The following is a 15,798-nucleotide window of genomic DNA, read 5'->3' on the forward strand; positions in this document are numbered from 1 at the left end:
GCCTTACAATGGCGGCGGCCTGCGGCCCTTTTGCGCCTGCAACTTTCCCAACCTGGCCCGGCTCCGTGAAAAGGCTTCCCAAAAACCTAATCCTGGCTGCAGTCCTGGTGCTGGCCGTGTTCCTCGTTTACGGGCCGTCCTTTTCCAACGGTTTCATATGGGATGACGACGATTACGTAACGGAAAACCCGGCCCTCGATTCTCCGGGGGCCCTGTGCGACCTCTGGTTCTCCCCCAACTCCACCCCCCAGTACTACCCCCTTGTTTTCACAACCTTCTGGATCGAGCGCCGGATATTCGGCCTCGACCCGTCCGGTTTCCACGCCGTGAACGCGGCCCTTCACGCAATGTCTGCCCTGCTTCTGTGGCGGCTCCTGGCCATGCTTGGGGTGCCTCTGGCATGGTTCTGCGCGGCCATTTTCGCCCTTCACCCCGTAAACGTGGAGAGCGTGGCCTGGATAACCGAACGCAAGAACCTGCTTTCCGGGGTGTTCTATTTCGCTGCGGCCATCTGTTTCCTTGGCTCATGGGGCGTTTCGGGCGATGGTCCGGCGGAAGGCGGCCCCCCGGAAAAGCCCGTCAGGGCGGGGCGGCTTTACGTGGCCTCGTTCATCCTGTTTTTTTGCGCCCTTCTTTCCAAGACCGTCACTTCAACCCTGCCAGCCGCCCTTGTTTTGGTTTTATTGTGGAAACGCCGCCGGGTCCGCCTCATGGAATTTTTGAGCCTTGCGCCCTTTTTCGCCATGTCCCTGGCCTTCGGCCTTCTCACCATCTGGATGGAGCGGACCCACGTCGGGGCTGGCGGGGCGGATTTCGACCTGGACGCGGCCCAAAGGCTCCTCCTGGCCGGAAGGGCTTTCTGGTTTTACGCCGGAAAAATTCTCTGGCCCGAAGGCTTCGTGTTCATCTATCCCAGGGTGATACCAGATCCGTCAACCCTTGTTTCGTGGCTGGGGCCAGCCGGTTTTGCGGCTCTTGTAGCGGCGCTCTGGGTGTTCAGGAAAAAAATCGGGCCCGGTCCCCTGGCGGCGGTGCTGCTTTTCGCCCTGGCCCTGTTTCCCGCCCTTGGTTTTTTCAACGTCTACCCCTTCCGGTTTTCCTTCGTGGCGGATCATTTTCAGTATCTGGCCGGCCCGTGCATTATGGGCCTTTTCGCAAGTGCCTTCGCAGCCGGGCTCGGTTGGCTTGGAAGCCTTATGGGTCCCCGCGCGGCGCGCTCCCTCGCTATTGTCTCGATGGCCGCCGTGCTGGCCTTCCTGGGCGCTTCCAGCATGGTTCTGGCGCTTTCCTACGACGGGCAGGAAAGGCTGTGGACAGCCACCCTTCAAAAAAACCCTGCGGCATGGATCGCCCACAATAACCTAGGGGTGATAAGGTATGGCCAGGGAAAATTCGATGAGGCGGAAGGCCATTTCAGGCGGGTGATGATCGTAAAGCCCGATTACGCGGAAAGCTTCGCCAACCTGGGAGCCATGCAGTACAAGGCCGGAAAGCAGGAAAAGGCTGAGGCCCTTTTCCTGGAGGCCCTGGCCCTGGACCCCCGTCTTTCCACGGCCCACGTAAACCTTGCCGAGCTTTATGAAAACGCGGGAAAGCCGGGCCTTGCCGGAAAGCACTACGCCCTTGCCCTGGCCTCGGATGACAGGCTTGCGCCCGCCTATGAAAAAATCGCCCGCATGGCCGCTGCAAGGGGCAGGGCGGATGCGGCCTTAAACCTTTACCGGTGGGCCGTTGACGCCAACCCGGCCTGGATTCCGGCCAGGGAGAGGCTGGGAACCCTGCTGGCCAGCCGGGGCTTGCATCAAGAAGCTCTGCCTCACCTTCTGGCCGCCTTTGAAGGCCAGCCCGATATGGAGGGCCTGGCTGGAAACCTGGGGCTGGTTTACTTGAGCCTTGGCCGGGCGGACGAGGCCCTTCCGGTGCTGGAATACGCGATAAGCCGCCGGGCGGATGACCCGCGTCTGCTGGATTTTCTGGGGCTCGCCCTGGCGCTTTCGGGCAGGCCCCTGGAAGGGGCGGCCCGGCTGAGGGAGGCCCTTTCCATCGACCCGTATTACGCCCCCGCAAGGCAGCACCTGGCCCAAATCAACGGCGGCGGGTAACCCGGCCCAAGCAGCCTCACTTCAGAAGCTCCAGGGCCTTTTCCGCAGCGCCGTCTTCTTTCAGCACTTCCAGCGCCTCTATGAAATGCCTGGGCGCCCCCCTCTTTTCCAGGGTCGCCGCCATATTGATCAGGGCTGCGGACCTTTTTTCCGGGGCAAGGCCCAGGACCGACCGCAGAAGATCGCCCACCGTCCTGTCCTCCTGCGCCACCTGGATCATCCGCACAAAGGTGTCGTCCCTGCCCTTTTTTCCGAAAAGATTCATGGTTCGTGGCCTTCCCGGTTTTTTACCTGTATTTGCATTTTCATTGCAGTAATCATGTGGCTGAAAGCGGTTGAATCCCTTTAATTTTCATGTTACCATGCAAAATTGAAGGTCATGCAAAAAGTCCCTCCGGGGCCGGAATGCGCCGCCAAGGCGTTATGGAAGCCTTTCCGGGCTTTTTGCGGACTCATCAAAACCGGGGCCGGGGAAATTTCATTTTCAAGGCGCAATGATGAGCGACAAGACCAAGGCAATGGTTTGGGCCTCCTTTGCGGCGGACAGCCTCGCGCTGCCAGCCCACTGGATTTACGACACCGAGGTGATCTCCGAAAGGTTCGGCAGGCCCGACACCTTGAAGGCCCCCTGGCCGGATTCCTACCACGCCGGAAAGCAGGAGGGCATGTTCACCCATTACGGGGATCAGGCCCTCTGGCTCCTGGAATCCGTGGCCATGAAAAAGGGCTTCGATCTTTACCACTTCGCCCGCACGTGGAAGAAGGGCTTCTCCCGCTACGACGGCTACCTTGACCGGGCCACCAAAATCACCCTCGAAAACTTCGCCAGGGGGCTTGGGCCTGAAAAATCGGGCTCCCCTTCAACGGACCTGGCCGGGGCCGCGCGCATCGCTCCCATAATATACCACCACGCAGGCGAACCCGCCAGATGCATCGCCCATTGCCGGGCCCAGACCTCCATGACCCACTCAAGCCCCGCCATCACCGGCTGCGCGGAATTTTTCGCAAGCGCGGTCCTTAAGGTGCTTTCGAACAAAAAGCCCACCGAGGCCCTTTTGTCGGCAAAAGCCGCCCTGCCTGCCGAACTCGTCCCTCTGCTGGAAAGCGGACTTGCTTCGGCGGACGAGGACACCATATCCGCCATAGGCCGTTTCGGCCTGAGCTGCGACGTGGCCGGAGCATTTCCGGCGGTGATCCATCTTGTGGCGAAGTACCAGTCAGACCCTGTGGAGGGCCTTGTTCAGAACGTGACGGCAGGTGGGGACAGCGCGGCGCGGGGCATGGTTGCGGGCATGTTTTTCGGCGCTTTTAACGGAATGGACGCAGTGAAGCCCAACTGGATGAGCCGCATGAAGGCGGCTCCCTGGATGGCCACGCTGCTTGACCTGGGCTTGGGGTGACAGGCCGTCCAAAAGCGCGAACTGCTGCGTCAGCGAAGGCGGGCCGGGTCGGGATGTACCGCGTGTACTATCCCTCCCCGGCCCACCCTCGCTTCCTTGCATTTCATCGCTTTTGGACGGCCTGTCCGGGGCATTGACAGATTTTGAAGTGTTACGGGGAACTGGGTTAAGTTCTATTTTAAGAGCCCGCCGATAGTTGATCGAGGGGAAGCCCGGTTCCTGTTGGAGCCGGGCTTCCCCTTTTTTGTTCATGCGGACGATCTGCCTTCACAAAGGCCTATCTTCCAGTTGAAAAAGGCTCAATACGAAGCCTGGATAAAAACGATGAAATGCAAGGAAGAGTGAAGCGGGCGTGGAGGAATAGTACTTTTCGTACATGACGACCCGCCCGCTTTGCTCTGACGCCGCAGTTCGCGTTTTTATCCAGGCTTCTATCCGCTTGCTCCGGGCTCGTCCAGAGTCACGTACTGCTCCATGATCCAGCCGGTTTTTCCATCGGGCAGGCGGATGAAGAGCCAGTCCGGGACACCGCTTTCAATCTCCAGGATGCTGTTGTTGTATATCACCACCACCACCGGATACTCCCTTCCCGGACCGGTGCGGACGTTCAGCATGTCCACCGCCACCCTCACCTTGTCGCCCGGAAGTATTCCCCGGTCATCGGAAGGCGCGGCATAAACCGGCGCTTCGGGAGGCGGGGCCACAACCTCGTAGCCGGAGGCCACCGACCTGTACCAGATATCGTTTAAAATGAAGTAGGTGATGCCCGCAGCCACGAAGGTGCGAAATCCCACCGGAATGGAAACCACCACAGCGCCGATGGGGGGCGCAACCACGATGTAGCCCGCAGTGTGCCGCCTGTGAAAATAACCGTTATAGTAGTAATAGTCATTTCCCCTGTGCACCACCCTTGCGTGTCCCCTTGGCATGGAAACCACCACCCCGCCGTGAACAGGACCGCGATAACGGCGGACCGGAGCCGGGCGGACCACATGCCTGGGGGCCGGGCCGTGGGCAGAATGCCGACCTGATGCGTAGTACGGCCCATGCCATCTGGACTGCGGGGCAGGCTCATTCCACCTGGCCGGAGGAGCGGGTTCATGCCACCTTGACGGATGAGAGGGCTCATGCCTCCTGGCAGTGGGGGCGGGTTCATGCCTCCTGGCCGGGGCCGGCCTGCTGACCGCCGTTTCGTGCGAAGGACGTCCCTGGCCCGCGTAGGCAGGCGCATGGCCGTGGGCTTCCGGGCCGGGCGCGGGGTTGCTCCGGGGCGCGGGCTTGACCGCTGCCGAGCGGCTCTTCGGCGCGGGCCTGGACTCAGCCGGAGCGGACGTTCCGGGGCGGGCATGGCTGTTGGCTTCCAGGTGCCTTACGGGATCGAGCTCGGTCATCACCTGCGGCGCGCGGTCACCCTCCCGGCGCTCGGCTGCCGTGGAAAGCCCCTGGGAGAAGAGGGTGAGGCCCGCCACAAGGGCAAAAATGACCGCCGCCTGCCTTGAAACCGAATTCGTATATGTTTTCATGAAGAAGCTCCCTGGCGTGATCGCCTTGAAAAGTCCGTGCGAAGATTTCGCCCCTGCCTCGTTCAACGGCTTACAGCGCCTTGAACTGAATATAAGACGCCCAGGGAGAATGAAAAGTTTACAGCTTTCCGAAAATATTTTTTCCTCCGCCTCAACCCGCCGCAAAACCGGCGATTTTTTCCATCAGCGCTTTTCTTGAGGCCGGGTCGGGCTCCTCTACGAACAGGGTCTTGTCTTTCGATGAGGCCCCGGAGGCCACGCTCACGCGGCTTTTGGCCACATCCAGAAGTTTCGCCGCAAACTCGCAGATTGCCTGGTTGGCGGCCCCCTCCACGGGCGGGGCGGTGATCTTGATCTTGAGGGCCTCGCCCTGAGCCCCGCAGACCTGGTTTTTGGACGAACGTGGCACTGCCCTCACCTTGAAGGAAAAACCGTCCGGCGTTTCGCGTATTTGGATTTTTTCCGCCATGCAAGGTCCAGCCCGTCGATTGATCCGGTTGGTTCAAAAAAATATGGTAATAAATCATTTCGTTGGGCTTCGTTCCTCAGCCCAACCTACCAGACTGCCCACTGCCGACTATTCACTGCCTTTTCACCGCCGTAGCGAGTTCGGCGACGCTCACCGTGGCGGTGCCGACCTTGCCCACAACGATTCCGCCTGCCGTGTTGGCGAGGCGGGATGCCTCGGAAAAGGAGGCTCCGGCGGCGAGCCCCAGGCCGAGGACCGCAAGAACCGTGTCGCCCGCGCCGGAAACGTCGAAAACCTGCCTAGCTTCGGCGGATATGAAAACAGGCGGCTCATGGTTGGAAAAAGCCGCCATGCCGTCTTTTCCGCAGGTGACCAGCACCCACTGAGCGCCCACGGAGCTTAAAAGGTTCGCGCCCGCCACCATGAGGCTTGCCCGGTCTGAAATTTCGACTCCCGTTGCAAGGGCGGCCTCCCTTCGGTTGGGGGTGATGGCGAAGGCCCCCTTGTAGCGCTCGTAGTCCCGGCCCTTGGGGTCCACTATCACCATTTTTCCCGCCTTGGAGCAGGCCCCGATCACGCGGCCCAGAAGGCCGGGCGTCAGAAGGCCCTTGCCGTAGTCGGAAATCAGCACCACGTCGGTGTCTTTCAGGCGGCCCTCCACGAAACCGGCTATTTCCCTTTCCTGGGCATCGGTGATGGGCCGCCTGGTTTCGCGGTCGATGCGCACAACCTGCTGGTTTACGGCGATCACGCGGGTTTTTCTCGTGGTGGGCCGGGTTTCGTCGGAAAAAACCCCCGTGGTGTCAACGCCCATATCCGAAAAAAGGCGTTTCAGCACGCGCCCGGCAGGACCTGTACCGGAAACCGCCGCAACCGATACCCTGGCCCCAAGGGCCGCGAGGTTGGCGGCCACGTTTCCCGCGCCTCCAAGGGTGGCCGTCTCGGAAACCACGGAAACCACCGGCACCGGCGCTTCCGGGCTTATGCGCTCCACCTCGCCCCAGGTGTACTCGTCCACCATCACGTCCCCCACCACCAGAACCCGGCTTTTTTTAAAGGAATCAAGATTGATGCTCATGGCGGCTCCTTGTGGTCAGAAGGTCTTGAAGGGGACGATTTCGTCGGAAAAATCGGGCACGGCGTTTTCCGGGCTTTCCTTTAAATCCTGGGAAAGAATCTCGGCAAAGCCAAGGCTGCGGGCCATGTCGAGGGCTGCGTCATACTCTGCGGCGGTTATCCTGCGGTTTATTTCGGGATACCGCCCGGCCCGGAAAAGCGGATCGTACTGGCTCATCATGGATACGCCTATTTTCCGCGAGACCTCAAAGGCCAGAAAGCAAAGGCTCTCCCAGGTTCCGGCAAGGCCGCCCGGAAGCACAAGATGGCGCACCCAAAGCCCGCCGAGGGCCAGCCCGGTGGCAGGATCAAGCCTGATGTCGCCCGCCTGCCGGTGCATCTCCATAATGGCGTTCCGGGCGGTCTCGACGTAGTTTTCCGCCTTTGAAAGGCGAAGGGCCACCGCGTCGTCCGCGTATTTGAGATCGGGCAGATAGACGGAAATGAGCCCGTCCAGGCTTTTCAAAGATTCAACGGAATCGTAGCCCGACGAATTATAGACGTAGGGGATTTTAAGACCCTGTTCCCGCGCTTCGATGAGCGCCTCCCTTATCTGGGGGACCTGGTGGGAGGGCGACACCAGCCCTATGAAATGCGCCCCTTCGGCCTCCAGTTCCAGGGCGACCCTGGCAAAATCCGCAGGGCTTGTGAGGTGGTCCGGCGCTCGCTCATGGCTTATCTGAAAATTCTGGCAATATAGGCAGGCCAGGTTGCAGGAGGTGAAAAAAAAGTTGCCCACCCCGCCCGTTCCGGTAAGGCAGGGCTCCTCCCCGAAGTGAAGCCCGGCCCAGGAAACGTGGATTTTATCATCCAGCCCGCAGAACCCCGCCTCGCCTTTGGTGCGGTCCACTCCGCAGTTTCTTGGGCAGACCCGGCAGGACGAAAGCGGGTTTGGTTTTTCGATCATGTTTTTAATGTCCCCGGCGCGTCAATGGGGTGTTGTCTTGATCCGTTTTCCCGTGGTAAGAGCCGGTTAAGATTTAAAACCATTCAGGATCGCCGGATACCAAGCCTGGATAAAAACGATGAAGCGCAAGGAAGGCGAGCTGAAAAGGAGGGAGCGTACTCTTTTGTACGTGACCGACTTTTCTGCGATGCCTGACACCGCGATTCGCGTTTTTAGACAGGCGGCTGGAGAAATCATGAAAAAGCCGCCTCTGGTGTTACAGACAACAACTTTATGGGACTACCCCTCCCAGCATTACGGCGAAGGAATGCAGGGCGACAAGGACTACGTCGGCGCGACACCCTCCTACGTCATCTGGAACCTTCTTTGCCGATACACCCGCCCCGATGACCTTGTGGTGGACCCCATGGCGGGCTCCGGCACGACTCTCGACGTATGCGCCGACCTTGACCGAAGGGCCAAGGGCTTCGACGTGGCCCCCATCCGCCGGGACATAGTGGAGGCCGACGCCCGGAACATCCCCATGGAGTCAAACCGGGCGGATTTCGTTTTCGTGGACCCGCCCTACTCCACCCATGTCGATTATTCGGACAGCCCCGACTGCATAGGAAAGCTCGCGGCCACCCAATCGGAGTATTATATAGCCATGCGCCGGGTGGTCAAGGAAATCCACCGGATTTTGAAGCCGGACCGTTTCATGGGCCTTTACGTCTGCGATTCGTTCAAAAAGGGCGAGCCCTTCATGCCCATTGGCCACGGGCTTTTTTCCATAATGTGCGATTATTTCGAGCCCGTGGACGTGGTGGCCGTGGTGCGCCACAACAAGAGCCTTTTCCGCAACCACTGGCACACCGCAGCCATTGAGGGAAACTACTTTCTGCGCGGCTTCAACCACCTTTTTATAATGTACAAGCCTGGCCCCAAAAGCCGCCGGGGGGAAATTCCCGACCGCCGGGACCAGCGGGAGACCGAAGGCCACTTAAGCGCCCGCCAGCCCCGCGACCCACGGCCCGGCAATCCCCCGCCCCGCCACCGGAAGAACCGGCCATGACCGGGCCGGTTCTTTCCATAACGGACCTTTCCGTGGTCTTTCCCACCGAGGAGGGGCTTCTTACAGCCGTCGCCGGGGCGAGCCTGAAAGTGAACCGGAACGAGGTTCTGGGCCTTGTGGGGGAGTCCGGCTGCGGAAAAAGCGTCACGGCGCTTTCCGCCGTGCGGCTCCTGCCCCGCCCGGGGCGTATAAACGGCGGCCAAATCCATTTTTCGGGCCGGGACATGCTGGCTCTTTCGGAAAATGAACTGATGGCGGTTCGCGGAAAAGACATCACCATGATCTTCCAGGACCCCATGACCGCCCTCTCGCCCCTGGTCAGCGTGGGCGCTCAGATGGCCGAGTGTTTTCTTCTGCACGAGAAAATATCCAAAAAAGACGCTATCCAAAAATGCATCCCGTGGCTTTCCCGCATGGGCCTTCCCGAACCCGTCCGAATCCTGGAAAGTTTCCCCTACGCCCTTTCCGGCGGCCAGCAGCAGCGCATAATGATAGCCATGGCGCTAATGATGGAGCCCTCCCTGGTCATCGCCGACGAGCCCACCACTGCCCTGGACGCCACGGTTTCGGCCCAGATATTCGATCTTCTGCGAAGAATGCGCGGGGAAAATTCCTCGGTGCTTCTCATCACCCACGACCTTGGGGTGGTGTGGGAGCTTTGCGACCGGGTGATCGTGATGTACGCCGGGAAAATCGTGGAGGAAGCGCGGGTAAACGAGCTTTTCGCCCGGCCCCTTCACCCTTACACCGAAGGGCTTCTGCGCTCGGTGCCGGTTCTGGGGGAGAATGAGGGTGAGCTTTTTTCCATAGAAGGCCAGGTGCCCTCGCCCCTTTCGATGCCCGTGGGCTGCCGTTTTTCCGATCGCTGTCATCTGGCTTTCGACAGGTGCAGGACCGAGGAACCGGAGCTTTTGCCGGTGGGCGGCGGAGGGTGGAAGGCGGCCTGCTTTCTGGCCGCAGAAAGGCTTTCAAAGTGAACCAACCAGCGCCCCTGTGCGAAACCCTGGAGCTTTTCACGCATTTTCCCATAAAGCGGGGGGTGCTGGCCCGCACCGTGGGGCAGGTAAAGGCCGTGGACGGGGTGAGCATATCCGTGGGCCGGGGTGAAACCCTTGGGCTTGTGGGTGAGTCCGGCTGCGGCAAGACCACGCTGGGGCGCACCATCCTGGGCCTTGAAAGGGCCACGGGCGGAAAAATTCTCTTCGACGGGACGGAACTGCCATCGGGCGGGGCGCGCCCGGCGGCGCTCCGGCTCAAAATGCAGATGATCTTCCAGGACCCTTACTCAAGCCTTAACCCCCGCATGACGGTGATGGAGACGGTGACCGAGGGTTTGGCTGCTCACGGCCTCCTGAAAACCGGCAGGGAAGAGAAGGCAAGGGAGCTTTTGAACGAGGTGGGCCTGGACGAGCGAAGCCTTTGGCGCTACCCCCACGAGTTTTCGGGCGGCCAGCGCCAGCGCATCGCGGTTGCCCGCGCCTTGAGTTTATCCCCGGAACTCTTGGTGTGCGACGAGGCGGTGAGCGCCCTGGACGTTTCCGTGCGGGCCCAGGTGATAAGGCTTCTGACGGACTTGCGGGAAAAATTCGATCTTTCCTACATCTTCATTTCCCACGATCTTTCGGTGGTGGCCCACATCGCCCACCGGGTTGCCGTGATGTACCTCGGAAAGATCGTCGAGACGGGACCCGCCAGGAGCGTCCTTACCAAGCCCCTCCACCCCTACACCCAGGCCCTGTGCTCGGCTGTTCCAAGGCCGGGAAGGGACCGGGTGAACCGCATAATCCTGACAGGCGAGCCGCCCTCGGCGGCGGCCCCCCCGCCCGGATGCAGGTTCCATCCCCGCTGCCCGAAAGCCGTGGACGTCTGCCGCACGAAAGAGCCCGCATCGGTGGCCGTGGACGGCAGAACGGTCAACTGCGTGTTGTACGGGTGAGAAAAACGGTCAGGCGTTTTCCACGCCGTTTTTGGGGCAGGCGAACTTTAGGGTGCAGTCGGGGCATTTGGGCTTGCGGGCGGTGCAGACGGCGCGCCCGTGGTAGATGAGCCAGAGGGAAAAATCGATCCAGGTCTTTTTCGGGAGCGCCTCCATCAGGTCGTATTCTATCTTTTCCGGGTCGGTGTTCTCGGTGAGCCCAAGCCGGAACGAGATGCGCTTTACGTGGGTGTCGACCACGTTGGCGGTCTTCCTGCCCACTCCCGGAAGGGCCAGAAGGGCCTCCATATCGTTCGGCACAACCCCGCCGTGAACCGCAATCAGCTTTTCCGCGCAGTCCTTCAGCTTTTTCGCCTTGGAGTGGAAAAAGCCCGTGGGCCTTATGAACTCCTCGATCTCCAGAATATCCGCGTCCGCAAAATCCTGGGGCCTCTTAAACCTTGCGAAAAGGGCCGGGGTGACGGCGTTCACCTGTTTGTCGGTGCACTGGGCGGATAAAATGGTGGCGCAGAGAAGCTGAAAGGGGTTCTCGTGCCGAAGCTGGGTGTGAACGTCCGGGTAGCTCCGCAGAAGCTCCTTTAAGATGAAGGATGTCTGTTTTTTGGTTTTCGGGGGCATTTTGCCTACAGAGATTCTTCTGGTCGATCAGTTTTTTCCTGGGAGCGCGGGCGTCCCGCCCGCATATACAATTTTGTTAAAGCGGGCGAGACGCCCGCGCTCCCAGGAAACTTCCGAATTTCCAATCAGTTATTAAAGCACAAAGCCCAGCTCTAACTGGGTTGTATTCGATATATTCCACAACTGCACGAAAATGTGTTTCGTTGCGGATAACCCTATCGAAATACTCCTCTTGCCAAAATACACCCTTGCGCCCCAACAACCGGTTAGCTTCCTTGGCTGTAAATGATTTCCAGGAATGCACAATAGCTGACATAATATTTATGCCCATCGGTGTTACAAGAACATGAACATGATTCGGCATTACAACCCAGGAATGAAGAAAATAGCGCTCACCATTAAAGTAAAACAAAGCGCTTTCGACAATCCTTGCAATTTCCTGCCTTTTAAGCAAGCACTCGCCGTAGCTTTCGTCTAATGTTTCTTCAATCAACCTTCTGCGCTCGACTTCACGCTTGGTTTCGTTCATTGGTTGAAGTTTGCTCTCCCATTTTTCAAAAATAATGGGGGCAGACTATCTTTAAGGCGAAAAATAATGTGTTGAGGGATTTCGCCTGCTTCCCAATGAGGAAGATATCCTCGAAAGTGCCAGCGCTTTTCAGAAAGCATGGGTGTCATGCGCACTTTTATTCATTTTCATGGGAGTGTGTGCATTCGTCAAAATATTTCTTCGTGTCAATGCGGGCGAGACGCCCGCGCTCCCAGGAAAAGATATCCACCGCACAGTCTCAAATAAAGACCTTTTGCGCCTTTACGACATCGACTTCATTGCGTTCTCGAAAATCACCGTTCCAAGCGGCGGGTTGATCGCCGGGGCTTCGGTGCGGAAGGCCCTTTCCCGGCGGCGGGTGAAAAGCGGGTGCTGGGCCGGGGTGAAGTAGGCTTCAGGGTGGGGCATGAGCCCGAAGATCCGCCCCGTGGGGTCGCAGATGCCCGCTATGTCGTTAAGTGACCCGTTGGGATTTTGGGGAAAGCGCCCATTCGCAGGATTCCCGCCTTCGTCGCAGTAGAAGACCGCCGCGAGGTTTTCCTTAATGATGCGCTTCATTATCTTTTCTTCGGCGTAAAATTTCCCCTCGCCGTGGCGCACGGGCATTTCGAGCCGCGAAAGCCCCTTTGTGAACACGCAGGGGCTTTTCGGGTTGACCGAAAGGTTCACCCAGTCGTCACGGAAGTTACCGCAGTCGTTGTTTATAAGGGCCACCTTACGGGCCGCGTAGTCGTGGTCAAGGCCCGGAAGAAGGCCTAAGTTCACGAGGCACTGGAAGCCGTTGCAGATTCCAAGCACAAGCCCTCCGCCCGCCACGAACTCCGCAAGCTGGTCGTTCACCCGGCTTTTCATGCGGGCCGCCTGGAGGACTCCCGCTCCGTGGTCGTCCCCCCAGGAAAAGCCGCCCACGAAGACCATCATCTTGCAGTCTGAGAGCTTTTCCGCGCCCGACACCAGGTCGTTTATGTGGACCCTTTTGGCCTCGCCGCCCGCAAGTTCCACGGCGTGTGCGGTTTCGCGGTCGCAGTTCAGGCCAAAGCCCGTAAGCACAAAAACTATCGGTTTCGCCTTCATACAAGAGCTCCGAAGCGGCTTTTGAAGGCCGTTTTAAGTGCTGGAATTTCCAAAGAAACAAGGGGGGCCTCGCTGGTTCCCCGAAGGATGAGCAGGCTCTTTTCGGTAACCACCCCCACCCGCGCCAGGGCGTGGCCGGAAAATGCCGCCTCGAAGGCCGCGCGTTTTTCCGGGTTTACGCTTACGATGAATCGCCCGGCGGATTCCGAGAAAAAGAGCGCCGAGTCCGTGAGCCTGTCCCTGTGGGGGGCCATGCCAAGGTCGATGTCGGCTCCCAGCTCGCCCGCCATTGCGCAGAGGGCCGCGTGGACGGCAAGCCCGCCCGCGTAGACCCCGTGGACCGAGGCCGCAAGCCCCGTGTTTATGGCCTTATGGAGGGCCTTGTAGAGATCGAGGCTTTTTTCGGGATTTTTGAGGGTCGGCGCGTTGGCCCCTATGTGCCCCAGAAGTGCGTAATACTGGCTTCCCCCAAGCTCGTTCCTGGTGTTGCCCAGAACGTAGATCAAATCCCCCGGCTCCTTGAAATCCATGGAGGCACACATGTTCACGTCCGGCACTATACCCGTGGCCGTGAACATGAGGGTGGGCAGGGCGCTAACCTTGTGGCGTTCGCCGTAGGTTCCCGGAAGATGCCCGTCCACATACATGGAATCCTTGCCCGAAAGAAGGGGGATTTCATACGCCCGGCAGGTTTCCGCCAATGCCCGGCAGGAGCGCACCAACTGGGCCGCCTTGAATTTTCCGTCCGGGTTCCTGGCCGGGTCGTAGCTTATGGCGGGCCAACAGAAATTGTCCACGCCGCCCACGGTGTCCGGGTCAGCGCCCACGGCGATCAGGCGGCGAAGGGCCTCGTCTATCACGCAGCGGGTCATGGAATCGGCGTCTATGGCCGAGTAGGAAGGAAGCAGGGCCTGGGAAAGGGCCAGGCCCCGGTCGCTTGTCAGAACGGGCCGCAAGACCGCTGCGTCAGAGGGGACGTCCCTTTCCACTCCGCACAGAGGCTTGATGATGGATGTGCCCTGGACCTCGTGGTCGTACTGGCGGGTTATCCACTCGCGGGAGCAGATGTTGGGGGAGGCCAGCATGTCCAGGATCAGGCGGTCGAAATCCGACGGGTCGCTTAAAACAGGCTCCGCAAGCCCCCTGTCCTCCGGGGGCAGCCACTCGGCCTCGAACTCCCAGCGGGGGAAGGTGCCGGAAAGAAATTCCAGGTCAACAAGGGCGCAGGTCGCGCCGTTGTGGGTGAGCCTCAGTTTCCCGTCGTTCGTGTAAACGCCTATGACCGTTGACTCCACCGCGTGCTTTTGGGAAAGCTCCAGAAATTCTTCGATGTTGGCCGGGTTCACGGCAACCGTCATGCGCTCCTGGCTCTCGGAAACCCAGATTTCCCAAAGGTCCAGGCCCTGGTACTTTACGGGCACCTTTTCGAGCTCGACGTGCGCGCCGTTGGAGTATAGGGCGCTTTCGCCCACCGAGCTTGAAAGCCCGCCTCCGCCGTTATCCGTAATAAAGGCGATGAGGCCCCTGTCGCGGGCCTCCTCCAGAAAATCCATCATCTTTTTCTGGGTGTAGGGGTCCCCTATCTGAACGTGCCCGGCTGGCGTGGATTCGTCGAAAACCGCGCTCGACGCCGTGACCCCGTGGATGCCGTCCTTCCCAACCCGGCCCCCGCACATGACGATGAGGTCTCCGGGCGTTGTCTTCTTGTTCTCCGAAGGCTCGCCCATGACCTTTGCCGGCATGATGCCCAGAGCCGTGACAAAGACCAGGCATTTTCCAAGGTAGGAGGGGTGGAAGTACAGAAGGCCGCCCGGGGTGGGGATGCCGCTCTTGTTGCCGCCGTCCTTCACGCCCTCGATGATGCCGTCCAGAAGCCGCCTGGGCTTGAGCCGGGGTTTCAATGGCCCTTTGTAGTCCCGGTCGGCCACGCAGAATCCGTAGGTTCCGGCCAGGATGCGCCCGCCCTTGCCGGTTCCCATGGGGTCGCGGTAAACGCCCACTATGCCCGTTAGGGAGCCGCCGTAGGCCTCCATGTTGGAGGGGCTGTTGTGGGTCTCGCCGGTTATGGAGTAGTAGTGGTCGTCGTCCAGCCGGGCAACGCCCGCGTTGTCCCATAAAAGGGAGACCACCCAGGGCTTGTTTTGGGCTATCTCGCGGGTGGGCTTTTCTATGTAGGTGGAAAAAAGGCTGACTATTTCGCTTTTTTCACCTTTTTCGGGGTCGCTATAAAAGAACCTGCCGCGAAAGGTGTTGTGGTTGCAATGATCGCTCCGGGCCTGGGCGATGTACTCGATCTCCACGTCCGTGGGCTCGGAGAGCCCTTCCTCCGCCCTCTGGGCCAGCACTTCGGGCCTTAGGAAATACTCCCGGATCACCGGCACGTCGGCGGGGTTCAAGCTTAGGTTCCTCTCGTCCGAAACCCGCATCAAAGCCTCGTCGCTTTCTATGTTTATGGTGGAAAGCGCGGGCTCCTTTGTAATTTTCACCCTGGAAAAAAATATTGCCGAGCCCTGGGCCTTGTCCCACTCGGCTTTTGTCCATACCCGGCAGTGCTGGATTATGTCGTTGGCCAGAAGCTCCGTTGCGAGCCTTTCGGCCTCGCTTCTTGGCAGATCGGGCGCGGAAAGCAGATAAAGCTTTGAAGTGTAGATGGCCTCCCCTGGGGAAAACTTCACCCCGAAAAGGTCCTCCACGGCCTCCCTTGCGGTGGCCCCGGCGTTGTCGCGCACTCCGGGGCGAAGGCCCACCCACACGAACCAGTCCGCCGGAAGATTCAGGGGGGCAAAGGACGACACCTGGGTCACGGGGTTGGTGAAGATCGCAGTCCGCGCCTTTTCAAGGTCAGCGTCCGAAAGGCCCGTATCGAAGGCGAGAACCGTGACCGCCCTTACATTGGCGATTTCGATGCCCAGGTAGTCTCTTGCCTTTTTTCGGACTGAAGCGCCCTCGGAGTCGAAAAGACCGTCCTTTAGGGCAAGGGATAAAACGGCTGGCATAAAAGGTTCCTTGATTATGGGTATTGCCGCTCCCGTGCGACCCGATGGAGTTTTAG

General features: G+C 59.7%; 14 protein-coding genes. 5 read left to right on the forward strand and 9 right to left on the reverse strand.

Features of this window, described 5'->3' with window-relative positions; genetic code table 11:
- Positions 1-65: 65 nt before the first annotated feature.
- The gene (locus HZB23_09035) at positions 66-2,102 is read left to right on the forward strand and encodes a tetratricopeptide repeat protein (protein MBI5844795.1); all 2,037 of its coding nucleotides are present in this window, start codon (positions 66-68) and stop codon (positions 2,100-2,102) included.
- A 16-nt stretch (positions 2,103-2,118) separates the two neighbouring features.
- Here HZB23_09035 and HZB23_09040 read toward each other — a convergent pair whose 3' ends face one another.
- Positions 2,119-2,367: a hypothetical protein gene (locus HZB23_09040; protein ID MBI5844796.1), complete on the reverse strand. Its 249-nt coding sequence runs from the start codon at positions 2,365-2,367 to the stop codon at positions 2,119-2,121.
- Positions 2,368-2,599: 232 nt separating this feature from the next.
- Between HZB23_09040 and HZB23_09045 the strand changes: the two genes are divergently transcribed.
- Entirely contained in the window at positions 2,600-3,502 is a 903-nt protein-coding gene (locus HZB23_09045) for an ADP-ribosylglycohydrolase family protein (protein MBI5844797.1), read from the forward strand.
- Positions 3,503-3,933: 431 nt separating this feature from the next.
- Here the strand turns inward: HZB23_09045 and HZB23_09050 are convergent, their stop codons facing one another.
- The 4 genes from HZB23_09050 to HZB23_09065 form a co-directional block, all read right to left on the reverse strand.
- Entirely contained in the window at positions 3,934-5,025 is a 1,092-nt protein-coding gene (locus HZB23_09050; GenBank protein ID MBI5844798.1) for an SH3 domain-containing protein, read from the reverse strand.
- Between the two features lie 151 nt (positions 5,026-5,176).
- Positions 5,177-5,494: a DUF167 domain-containing protein gene (locus HZB23_09055; protein ID MBI5844799.1), complete on the reverse strand. Its 318-nt coding sequence runs from the start codon at positions 5,492-5,494 to the stop codon at positions 5,177-5,179.
- A gap of 112 nt (positions 5,495-5,606) precedes the next feature.
- Positions 5,607-6,572 (reverse strand): D-glycero-beta-D-manno-heptose-7-phosphate kinase, encoded by a 966-nt coding sequence (rfaE1, locus tag HZB23_09060; protein ID MBI5844800.1) that lies wholly within the window; start codon positions 6,570-6,572, stop codon positions 5,607-5,609.
- 15 nt (positions 6,573-6,587) lie between these two features.
- Positions 6,588-7,517, reverse strand: a complete 930-nt coding sequence (locus HZB23_09065) for a radical SAM protein (protein MBI5844801.1) — start codon at positions 7,515-7,517, stop codon at positions 6,588-6,590.
- Between the two features lie 187 nt (positions 7,518-7,704).
- Between HZB23_09065 and HZB23_09070 the strand changes: the two genes are divergently transcribed.
- From HZB23_09070 to HZB23_09080, 3 genes are read left to right on the forward strand one after another with little or no spacing between them, the layout of a single operon-like run.
- Positions 7,705-8,568 (forward strand): DNA methylase, encoded by an 864-nt coding sequence (locus HZB23_09070; GenBank protein ID MBI5844802.1) that lies wholly within the window; start codon positions 7,705-7,707, stop codon positions 8,566-8,568.
- On the forward strand, positions 8,565-9,545 hold the full coding sequence (locus tag HZB23_09075; protein ID MBI5844803.1) for an ABC transporter ATP-binding protein: 981 nt from the start codon (positions 8,565-8,567) through the stop codon (positions 9,543-9,545). Before HZB23_09070 ends, HZB23_09075 begins: the two co-directional genes overlap by 4 nt.
- Positions 9,542-10,504 (forward strand): ATP-binding cassette domain-containing protein, encoded by a 963-nt coding sequence (locus HZB23_09080; protein MBI5844804.1) that lies wholly within the window; start codon positions 9,542-9,544, stop codon positions 10,502-10,504. The genes HZB23_09075 and HZB23_09080 overlap by 4 nt, the downstream gene beginning before the upstream one ends.
- Before the next feature lie 9 nt (positions 10,505-10,513).
- Here the strand turns inward: HZB23_09080 and nth are convergent, their stop codons facing one another.
- The 4 genes from nth to HZB23_09100 all read right to left on the reverse strand — a co-directional run bounded on the left by nth (position 10,514) and on the right by HZB23_09100 (position 15,742).
- The gene (nth, locus tag HZB23_09085) at positions 10,514-11,122 is read right to left on the reverse strand and encodes an endonuclease III (GenBank protein ID MBI5844805.1); all 609 of its coding nucleotides are present in this window, start codon (positions 11,120-11,122) and stop codon (positions 10,514-10,516) included.
- Positions 11,123-11,198: 76 nt separating this feature from the next.
- A complete protein-coding gene (locus HZB23_09090; GenBank protein MBI5844806.1) occupies positions 11,199-11,651 on the reverse strand; it encodes a transposase in 453 nt (150 codons plus the stop codon).
- Between the two features lie 282 nt (positions 11,652-11,933).
- On the reverse strand, positions 11,934-12,746 hold the full coding sequence (locus tag HZB23_09095; GenBank protein ID MBI5844807.1) for a phosphoribosylformylglycinamidine synthase subunit PurQ: 813 nt from the start codon (positions 12,744-12,746) through the stop codon (positions 11,934-11,936).
- Positions 12,743-15,742: a phosphoribosylformylglycinamidine synthase gene (locus HZB23_09100; protein ID MBI5844808.1), complete on the reverse strand. Its 3,000-nt coding sequence runs from the start codon at positions 15,740-15,742 to the stop codon at positions 12,743-12,745. The genes HZB23_09095 and HZB23_09100 overlap by 4 nt, the downstream gene beginning before the upstream one ends.
- Between the last annotated feature and the right edge of the window lie 56 nt (positions 15,743-15,798).

This window comes from Deltaproteobacteria bacterium (assembly GCA_016235345.1).
Taxonomy (GTDB): domain Bacteria; phylum Desulfobacterota; class Desulfobacteria; order Desulfobacterales; family Desulfatibacillaceae; genus JACRLG01.

Excerpts from the sequence above, each read along its gene's own strand:
- HZB23_09050 (MBI5844798.1), bottom strand. The coding sequence starts at position 5,025 with ATGAAAACATATACGAATTCGGTTTCAAGGCAGGCGGCGGTCATTTTT.
- HZB23_09040 (MBI5844796.1), bottom strand. The coding sequence starts at position 2,367 with ATGAATCTTTTCGGAAAAAAGGGCAGGGACGACACCTTTGTGCGGATG.
- HZB23_09070 (MBI5844802.1), top strand. The coding sequence starts at position 7,705 with ATGCCTGACACCGCGATTCGCGTTTTTAGACAGGCGGCTGGAGAAATC.
- HZB23_09055 (MBI5844799.1), bottom strand. The coding sequence starts at position 5,494 with ATGGCGGAAAAAATCCAAATACGCGAAACGCCGGACGGTTTTTCCTTC.
- HZB23_09075 (MBI5844803.1), top strand. The coding sequence starts at position 8,565 with ATGACCGGGCCGGTTCTTTCCATAACGGACCTTTCCGTGGTCTTTCCC.
- HZB23_09100 (MBI5844808.1), bottom strand. The coding sequence starts at position 15,742 with ATGCCAGCCGTTTTATCCCTTGCCCTAAAGGACGGTCTTTTCGACTCC.
- HZB23_09090 (MBI5844806.1), bottom strand. The coding sequence starts at position 11,651 with ATGAACGAAACCAAGCGTGAAGTCGAGCGCAGAAGGTTGATTGAAGAA.
- HZB23_09095 (MBI5844807.1), bottom strand. The coding sequence starts at position 12,746 with ATGAAGGCGAAACCGATAGTTTTTGTGCTTACGGGCTTTGGCCTGAAC.
- HZB23_09065 (MBI5844801.1), bottom strand. The coding sequence starts at position 7,517 with ATGATCGAAAAACCAAACCCGCTTTCGTCCTGCCGGGTCTGCCCAAGA.
- HZB23_09045 (MBI5844797.1), top strand. The coding sequence starts at position 2,600 with ATGAGCGACAAGACCAAGGCAATGGTTTGGGCCTCCTTTGCGGCGGAC.
- rfaE1 (MBI5844800.1), bottom strand. The coding sequence starts at position 6,572 with ATGAGCATCAATCTTGATTCCTTTAAAAAAAGCCGGGTTCTGGTGGTG.
- nth (MBI5844805.1), bottom strand. The coding sequence starts at position 11,122 with ATGCCCCCGAAAACCAAAAAACAGACATCCTTCATCTTAAAGGAGCTT.